Origin of the sequence: Brevibacterium sp. UCMA 11752 (assembly GCF_021532235.1) — a bacterium.
Classification (GTDB): domain Bacteria; phylum Actinomycetota; class Actinomycetes; order Actinomycetales; family Brevibacteriaceae; genus Brevibacterium; species Brevibacterium antiquum.
Window position 1 is genome coordinate 1 of record NZ_JACBOS010000001.1, and the last position, 8,038, is coordinate 8,038.

The following is an 8,038-nucleotide window of genomic DNA, read 5'->3' on the forward strand; positions in this document are numbered from 1 at the left end:
TGGCCGAATCTTGCTGCCGGTCAGAACCTGAAGTCTCTCTGTCGTCTGCTTTGATCCTCGAGGTGAGGTGTCCGCTCATGATGCCGCCCGTTACGGGATCGAGGACTCCTTAAGCGCCCAGGTTCCGTCTTTTCGCTGACGCAGGCTGACTGAGAGCTCATCACGCTTTGGAGCCTCATTTGGAAGGTCGCCATCCGGGTCGAGCCAAGCGAGGATCTCATTGAATAGCTGCTGGATGTCCTTCACACGCACCTTCGGAGCCTTTTCAACCAGGATCCTCTCCGCTTCGAGCTGATCCTCCAGACTCACTCGAAGTGGCAGGTCTTTCAGACAGCCGATGATTGTGCTCGCCTGTGTTGATGAGAGCGATCCGCGCTGAAGGGCTTGGGATACCAGAGGACACTTCGGCCCGATCGACTGGCCACTGAAACTCACCTGATTGCCCAGCTTCTCAGCCAGTTCAGATCGACGGTAGGCCTCTCTCTCGGAGAGGTTGAGGCGGTTCTGGACCAGCGCCTTCGTCGACTTCGCCCCATAGTCTCGAGGGGTTCCCACCCGTTCGAAGACGGAGAGAGTCACGACTGAGAGTGATTCGACCAGCCGATTGACTGTCTCCAGCCCATCCAACACCGTTACCGCATCGTCGGGACCCATCGGACGATTGAATGATTCGAGGTCACCGACGAGGGACCGAAGTCCGTGGATGCTATTCGCAACTTCCGGAGCGATACGCTCCAAACTCACCCAGGCGTGCTCGTCAAGAAGAGGATGCTCCGAAGCGAGGGGACCATCTGAATCGGAGGCGCCAACCGGAGCAGAGTCGGAGGCACCAACTGGAACAGAGTCGGAGGCGCCACCTCGAACGAACTCAGAGTCGGTCTCGCTCGTGAGTCTTGAACGGTTCGGTGGTTCTCCGCCAGTCGGCTCATCCGCAGACTGCTGACCCAGGAAGGCTGCCCAGTCTCCGTTTTCGCTGTTTTCCGAGGTGTCCTCGCCGGCACTGCACTCGGCCGCAGCTTCCTCGGACTTCTTTTGCATCCACTCTTCTTTTTCAACGTCGATCTCCGCTGCACGACGCTTGAGTTCGGCCTGCGCATCCGGATCATCAACGCTCGCCTTCCACGGGTTACGGCCACTCCAACGGGCTCGTCGCGCAGCGTCTGTGAACTCATCGGCTTGTTCAGGATCAATCGACTCACGTACCTCGCAAGGCTCTGTTCGCTCGAAGGATTCCGCAGATTTTGTCGATTCGGCGCGTTCCGCAGGCTCGGCAGGATGATCCGCGTCGGCGAATTCGAAATCACTCGGGGGCGGCGTGGCTACTTCATCGAAGCGATCGGCCAATGGGTGACCATCAAGGTCGAAGCCGGCATCACGCAGAAGCTCTCGATAGGTGGGAGAGTCCTGACCCACCTCGTCTTCCCCACCAGGCACAGCGGAAGAGGCTGGTTCGTCATGCCCGTTCTTCTTGTGGCGCTTGCGGTCGGGGGTGAGAGTCATGATCTCGGAATCCATTCGTCAACTGCTGTGTTGTCCGCTTGATTCCAATTTTACTCTCATCACAGTCAGCCTGTCTATAGTTTTGTTCTATTCTTTTAGGATCGTCATGTTATGACTCGACGATCTTCTATATTTTGACTCTTCAGATCTGGAATCAGAGCAGATGAGGCCGTTGATCGACCAGCCCTCACGGCCACAACCCGACCTTGAAACAGCCTCGGCGAGGCTATTTCCTGAGGTGGACGCGCTGCCCCTCCGGTCCGAAAAGGCTCAGATACTCGACGCCGGACACTTCCGCGCTTCCGCGCTTCCGAGCCAGTGCGGGGTATGGGTGTCGAATTCAGCAGCTTCCCCTGCGTCCAGGGTCATCGATCTGTCACCCAGGATCAGACTGAGCCTGCCCCTGATCACGTAGACCCATTCGAATCCGGGGTGCGTTTTCAGCGCGCCGAGCTTCGGCGCCTGCTTGCCGTCGACGATGTGCTTGAACGCTTGAACTCCGATGGAACCTCGGCTCAGCGGCAGCACGGTCCGACCATTGATCTTCTGTGGCGTGATGTGAATTCGCGGGTCTCCGATCGGCGGCGTTCCGACGAGCTCATCGAGTGGCGGCCCGTAGATGCCCGCCAAAGGAAGGAGCAGCTCCAGGCTGGGCTTCCGCTTTCCAAGCTCCAACCGCGACAAGGTGCTCAGTGAGATCCCGACCCGCCGCTCGCCCATCTGCCTGTGTTCGATTCGTGCTGCGCACCCTCAATCATGGGTCACAAACTGCCAGAATTTGCCAATTCTGCAAATTTACTTGCACATCAGTAGCTTGAAGGGTGAAACTGCAGAGGTACCCGCTTTCTCACTCACCGAGCCAAGGACTGATATGTCAGAATCACACCCCACACCACAGAATCAGCCGCACCCCACCCAGCAGAATCAGCCGCATCCCTCACTGCAGAGTCAGCCAAACCAGCCGAGCCGGCAGAAGCTCATCGCCGAGGTGGCCGTCATCGGCGGAGGTGCCGGTGGTCTGGCCGCATCGATCGCTTTGGCTCGCTCGCTTCGCAGCGTCATCGTCATCGACGCCGGTTCCCCACGCAACGCGGCGAGCGCTCACGCTCACAACGTCCTCGGCCATGAGGGCGTCAACCCGCTCGGCCTCCTAGCCAAGGGGCGTCAGGAGGCCGAAGCATATGGAGTCCAGTTCATCGACGCCACAGTCCTCAGCGCCGCTAATAGGACGCAGGCACCAGAGACACTTGGCTTCGATCTCGAGACATCGGTCGGAATCTCCATCGAGGCGAAGCGAATCGTCATCGCGACCGGGCTCACCGACGTGCTCCCCGACATCCCGGGGCTGGCCGACGGGTGGGGCGATACCGTTCTTCACTGCCCCTACTGCCACGGCTACGAGGTTCGCGGCCAGAACATCGGCATCATCGGCACTACCGCCATGTCATACCACCAGGCGATGATGTTCTCCCAGCTCAGCGACCGCGTCACCTTCCTGCGACACAATGCTCCGGCACCGGATGAGGCGCAGAGGAGAATGCTCGACTCGCTTGGCATCGTCTACGTCGACTCGGCAGTCGAAGCGGTGGAACGCACCGAGTCCGGCACCGTCGTCACGCTGCGCGACAACGACAGCATGACCTTCGACGCTCTGGCCGTCGGGCCGTACTTCCGGGCGAACGGCGAGATCTTCGAGCAGCTCGGCGGCACCGTCGTCGACCACCCGACCGGCATGGGCTCGTCCATACCCGCCGAGGCGAACGGCGCCACAGATGTACCCGGAGTCTGGGCGGTGGGAAACAGCGCGGACATCTCGGCCATGGTGGTGGCGAGCGCGGCCAGCGGTGTCCTGGTCGGTGCGCAGGTCAACGCCGAACTCATCATGAGCTCAGTCTCGTAGCAATCACCCCCGGCCCGATTTCAGGTGCCGAACACGGTCACTGCGAGACGACCTGACCGTCGAATCACCCGGCCGCCGAGGTGGCCCAACCGTCGAGACGCCCCGGCCGTCGAGTTACCCGACCATCGAGGTGCCCAGGCCGCCGAGTCACCCGGCCACCATGCCACCCGCCGTCGTGGGCCACCCCACGACGTCGGGCTCAGGTCAGTGGCTGGCCTTCACACAGAGGACAGGGCAGACGGATTCGAGGATGACGCGTTGGATCGTCGACCCCAGGAGGAACTTCCCAACCGGGGTCCGCTTCCGGGTGCCGAGCACGATCAGCTGAGCCCCCACCTCGGCGGCGGCATCGAGAATCTGCTCCGCGGGGTCGTACTCGCTGCCACGCGTCAGCACCTGCGCCTGCACACCGGAGCGCGACAGGTAGTCCCGGACCGACTTGATCTCCCCCTCGCCGAGGCGGTAGGCATCGCTGCGATCAGATGAGCGGGAGGCGTTGACGACGACCAGGTCAAGGTTGTCCCTCTTCGCCTCTGCAATGCCCCTGTCAAGGGCCGCATGGCCTGCTGGATTGTTGACATAGCCCACGACGACAGTCATTTTTCACCTTCACTTGAAGTGAAGGTGAAAAATGACTGTCGTCGTGGGCTATGTCAACAATCCAGCAGGCCATGCGGCCCTTGACAGGGGCATTGCAGAGGCGAAGAGGGACAACCTTGACCTGGTCGTCGTCAACGCCTCCCGCTCATCTGATCGCAGCGATGCCTACCGCCTCGGCGAGGGGAGATCAAGTCGGTCCGGGACTACCTGTCGCGCTCCGGTGTGCAGGCGCAGGTGCTGACGCGTGGCAGCGAGTACGACCCCGCGGAGCAGATTCTCGATGCCGCCGCCGAGGTGGGGGCTCAGCTGATCGTGCTCGGCACCCGGAAGCGGACCCCGGTTGGGAAGTTCCTCCTGGGGTCGACGATCCAACGCGTCATCCTCGAATCCGTCTGCCCTGTCCTCTGTGTGAAGGCCAGCCACTGACCTGAGCCCGACGTCGTGGGGTGGCCCACGACGGCGGGTGGCATGGTGGCCGGGTGACTCGGCGGCCTGGGCACCTCGATGGTCGGGTAACTCGACGGCCGGGGCGTCTCGACGGTTGGGCCACCTCGGCGGCCGGGTGATTCGACGGTCAGGTCGTCTCGCAGTGACCGTGTTCGGCACCTGAAATCGGGCCGGGGGTGATTGCTACGAGACTGAGCTCATGATGAGTTCGGCGTTGACCTGCGCACCGACCAGGACACCGCTGGCCGCGCTCGCCACCACCATGGCCGAGATGTCCGCGCTGTTTCCCACCGCCCAGACTCCGGGTACATCTGTGGCGCCGTTCGCCTCGGCGGGTATGGACGAGCCCATGCCGGTCGGGTGGTCGACGACGGTGCCGCCGAGCTGCTCGAAGATCTCGCCGTTCGCCCGGAAGTACGGCCCGACGGCCAGAGCGTCGAAGGTCATGCTGTCGTTGTCGCGCAGCGTGACGACGGTGCCGGACTCGGTGCGTTCCACCGCTTCGACTGCCGAGTCGACGTAGACGATGCCAAGCGAGTCGAGCATTCTCCTCTGCGCCTCATCCGGTGCCGGAGCATTGTGTCGCAGGAAGGTGACGCGGTCGCTGAGCTGGGAGAACATCATCGCCTGGTGGTATGACATGGCGGTAGTGCCGATGATGCCGATGTTCTGGCCGCGAAACCTCGTAGCCGTGGCAGTAGGGGCAGTGAAGAACGGTATCGCCCCACCCGTCGGCCAGCCCCGGATGTCGGGGAGCACGTCGGTGAGCCCGGTCGCGATGACGATTCGCTTCGCCTCGATGGAGATTCCGACCGATGTCTCGAGATCGAAGCCAAGTGTCTCTGGTGCCTGCGTCCTATTAGCGGCGCTGAGGACTGTGGCGTCGATGAACTGGACTCCATATGCTTCGGCCTCCTGACGCCCCTTGGCTAGGAGGCCGAGCGGGTTGACGCCCTCATGGCCGAGGACGTTGTGAGCGTGAGCGCTCGCCGCGTTGCGTGGGGAACCGGCGTCGATGACGATGACGCTGCGAAGCGAGCGAGCCAAAGCGATCGATGCGGCCAGACCACCGGCACCTCCGCCGATGACGGCCACCTCGGCGATGAGCTTCTGCCGGCTCGGCTGGTTTGGCTGACTCTGCAGTGAGGGATGCGGCTGATTCTGCTGGGTGGGGTGCGGCTGATTCTGTGGGTGGGGTGTGATTCTGACATATCAGTCCTTGGCTCGGTGAGTGAGAAAGCGGGTACCTCTGCAGTTTCACCCTTCAAGCTACTGATGTGCAAGTAAATTTGCAGAATTGGCAAATTCTGGCAGTTTGTGACCCATGATTGAGGGTGCGCAGCACGAATCGAACACAGGCAGATGGGCGAGCGGCGGGTCGGGATCTCACTGAGCACCTTGTCGCGGTTGGAGCTTGGAAAGCGGAAGCCCAGCCTGGAGCTGCTCCTTCCTTTGGCGGGCATCTACGGGCCGCCACTCGATGAGCTCGTCGGAACGCCGCCGATCGGAGACCCGCGAATTCACATCACGCCACAGAAGATCAATGGTCGGACCGTGCTGCCGCTGAGCCGAGGTTCCATCGGAGTTCAAGCGTTCAAGCACATCGTCGACGGCAAGCAGGCGCCGAAGCTCGGCGCGCTGAAAACGCACCCCGGATTCGAATGGGTCTACGTGATCAGGGGCAGGCTCAGTCTGATCCTGGGTGACAGATCGATGACCCTGGACGCAGGGGAAGCTGCTGAATTCGACACCCATACCCCGCACTGGCTCGGAAGCGCGGAAGCGCGGAAGTGTCCGGCGTCGAGTATCTGAGCCTTTTCGGACCGGAGGGGCAGCGCGTCCACCTCAGGAAATAGCCTCGCCGAGGCTGTTTCAAGGTCGGGTTGTGGCCGTGAGGGCTGGTCGATCAACGGCCTCATCTGCTCTGATTCCAGATCTGAAGAGTCAAAATATAGAAGATCGTCGAGTCATAACATGACGATCCTAAAAGAATAGAACAAAACTATAGACAGGCTGACTGTGATGAGAGTAAAATTGGAATCAAGCGGACAACACAGCAGTTGACGAATGGATTCCGAGATCATGACTCTCACCCCCGACCGCAAGCGCCACAAGAAGAACGGGCATGACGAACCAGCCTCTTCCGCTGTGCCTGGTGGGGAAGACGAGGTGGGTCAGGACTCTCCCACCTATCGAGAGCTTCTGCGTGATGCCGGCTTCGACCTTGATGGTCACCCATTGGCCGATCGCTTCGATGAAGTAGCCACGCCGCCCCCGAGTGATTTCGAATTCGCCGACGCGGATCATCCTGCCGAGCCTGCGGAACGCGCCGAATCGACAAAATCTGCGGAATCCTTCGAGCGAACAGAGCCTTGCGAGGTACGTGAGTCGATTGATCCTGAACAAGCCGATGAGTTCACAGACGCTGCGCGACGAGCCCGTTGGAGTGGCCGTAACCCGTGGAAGGCGAGCGTTGATGATCCGGATGCGCAGGCCGAACTCAAGCGTCGTGCAGCGGAGATCGACGTTGAAAAAGAAGAGTGGATGCAAAAGAAGTCCGAGGAAGCTGCGGCCGAGTGCAGTGCCGGCGAGGACACCTCGGAAAACAGCGAAAACGGAGACTGGGCAGCCTTCCTGGGTCAGCAGTCTGCGGATGAGCCGACTGGCGGAGAACCACCGAACCGTTCAAGACTCACGAGCGAGACCGACTCTGAGTTCGTTCGAGGTGGCGCCTCCGACTCTGTTCCAGTTGGTGCCTCCGACTCTGCTCCGGTTGGCGCCTCCGATTCAGATGGTCCCCTCGCTTCGGAGCATCCTCTTCTTGACGAGCACGCCTGGGTGAGTTTGGAGCGTATCGCTCCGGAAGTTGCGAATAGCATCCACGGACTTCGGTCCCTCGTCGGTGACCTCGAATCATTCAATCGTCCGATGGGTCCCGACGATGCGGTAACGGTGTTGGATGGGCTGGAGACAGTCAATCGGCTGGTCGAATCACTCTCAGTCGTGACTCTCTCCGTCTTCGAACGGGTGGGAACCCCTCGAGACTATGGGGCGAAGTCGACGAAGGCGCTGGTCCAGAACCGCCTCAACCTCTCCGAGAGAGAGGCCTACCGTCGATCTGAACTGGCTGAGAAGCTGGGCAATCAGGTGAGTTTCAGTGGCCAGTCGATCGGGCCGAAGTGTCCTCTGGTATCCCAAGCCCTTCAGCGCGGATCGCTCTCATCAACACAGGCGAGCACAATCATCGGCTGTCTGAAAGACCTGCCACTTCGAGTGAGTCTGGAGGATCAGCTCGAAGCGGAGAGGATCCTGGTTGAAAAGGCTCCGAAGGTGCGTGTGAAGGACATCCAGCAGCTATTCAATGAGATCCTCGCTTGGCTCGACCCGGATGGCGACCTTCCAAATGAGGCTCCAAAGCGTGATGAGCTCTCAGTCAGCCTGCGTCAGCGAAAAGACGGAACCTGGGCGCTTAAGGGAGTCCTCGATCCCGTAACGGGCGGCATCATGAGCGGACACCTCACCTCGAGGATCAAAGCAGACGACAGAGAGACTTCAGGTTCTGACCGGCAGCAAGATTCGGCCACAGACTCA

The 8,038-nt window shown here is 61.0% G+C and carries 9 protein-coding genes; 5 read left to right on the forward strand and 4 right to left on the reverse strand.

Annotation, left to right across the window (positions count from 1 at the left end; translation table 11 throughout):
• Window positions 1-90 precede the first annotated feature (90 nt).
• Together HU144_RS00005 and HU144_RS00010 are read right to left on the reverse strand one after the other, a co-directional pair.
• A complete protein-coding gene (locus HU144_RS00005; protein WP_235349559.1) occupies window positions 91-1,500 on the reverse strand; it encodes a DUF222 domain-containing protein in 1,410 nt (469 codons plus the stop codon).
• A 270-nt stretch (window positions 1,501-1,770) separates the two neighbouring features.
• The gene (locus tag HU144_RS00010; RefSeq protein WP_235349560.1) at window positions 1,771-2,220 is read right to left on the reverse strand and encodes a helix-turn-helix domain-containing protein; all 450 of its coding nucleotides are present in this window, start codon (window positions 2,218-2,220) and stop codon (window positions 1,771-1,773) included.
• Between the two features lie 151 nt (window positions 2,221-2,371).
• On the opposite strand from HU144_RS00010, the gene HU144_RS00015 reads away from it, so the two are divergent.
• Window positions 2,372-3,400, forward strand: a complete 1,029-nt coding sequence (locus HU144_RS00015; protein ID WP_235349561.1) for an NAD(P)/FAD-dependent oxidoreductase — start codon at window positions 2,372-2,374, stop codon at window positions 3,398-3,400.
• 204 nt (window positions 3,401-3,604) lie between these two features.
• Here the strand turns inward: HU144_RS00015 and HU144_RS00020 are convergent, their stop codons facing one another.
• A complete protein-coding gene (locus HU144_RS00020; protein WP_235349562.1) occupies window positions 3,605-4,000 on the reverse strand; it encodes a universal stress protein in 396 nt (131 codons plus the stop codon).
• 31 nt (window positions 4,001-4,031) lie between these two features.
• Between HU144_RS00020 and HU144_RS00025 the strand changes: the two genes are divergently transcribed.
• Complete coding sequence (locus HU144_RS00025; RefSeq protein WP_235349563.1) at window positions 4,032-4,241, forward strand: hypothetical protein; 210 nt, start codon at window positions 4,032-4,034, stop codon at window positions 4,239-4,241.
• The gene (locus tag HU144_RS00030; RefSeq protein ID WP_235349564.1) at window positions 4,235-4,426 is read left to right on the forward strand and encodes a universal stress protein; all 192 of its coding nucleotides are present in this window, start codon (window positions 4,235-4,237) and stop codon (window positions 4,424-4,426) included. Before HU144_RS00025 ends, HU144_RS00030 begins: the two co-directional genes overlap by 7 nt.
• A gap of 204 nt (window positions 4,427-4,630) precedes the next feature.
• Here HU144_RS00030 and HU144_RS00035 read toward each other — a convergent pair whose 3' ends face one another.
• Complete coding sequence (locus tag HU144_RS00035; protein WP_235349565.1) at window positions 4,631-5,542, reverse strand: NAD(P)/FAD-dependent oxidoreductase; 912 nt, start codon at window positions 5,540-5,542, stop codon at window positions 4,631-4,633.
• 267 nt (window positions 5,543-5,809) lie between these two features.
• Here HU144_RS00035 and HU144_RS00040 point away from each other — a divergent pair, with 267 nt between their 5' ends.
• Window positions 5,810-6,259: a helix-turn-helix domain-containing protein gene (locus HU144_RS00040; RefSeq protein WP_235349560.1), complete on the forward strand. Its 450-nt coding sequence runs from the start codon at window positions 5,810-5,812 to the stop codon at window positions 6,257-6,259.
• A 270-nt stretch (window positions 6,260-6,529) separates the two neighbouring features.
• Window positions 6,530-8,038 (forward strand): DUF222 domain-containing protein (locus HU144_RS00045; RefSeq protein WP_235349566.1); only part of this gene is annotated, 1,509 nt, incomplete at its 3' end.

Excerpts from the sequence above, each read along its gene's own strand:
- HU144_RS00005 (WP_235349559.1), bottom strand. The coding sequence starts at position 1,500 with ATGACTCTCACCCCCGACCGCAAGCGCCACAAGAAGAACGGGCATGAC.
- HU144_RS00010 (WP_235349560.1), bottom strand. The coding sequence starts at position 2,220 with ATGGGCGAGCGGCGGGTCGGGATCTCACTGAGCACCTTGTCGCGGTTG.
- HU144_RS00015 (WP_235349561.1), top strand. The coding sequence starts at position 2,372 with ATGTCAGAATCACACCCCACACCACAGAATCAGCCGCACCCCACCCAG.
- HU144_RS00020 (WP_235349562.1), bottom strand. The coding sequence starts at position 4,000 with ATGACTGTCGTCGTGGGCTATGTCAACAATCCAGCAGGCCATGCGGCC.
- HU144_RS00025 (WP_235349563.1), top strand. The coding sequence starts at position 4,032 with ATGACTGTCGTCGTGGGCTATGTCAACAATCCAGCAGGCCATGCGGCC.
- HU144_RS00040 (WP_235349560.1), top strand. The coding sequence starts at position 5,810 with ATGGGCGAGCGGCGGGTCGGGATCTCACTGAGCACCTTGTCGCGGTTG.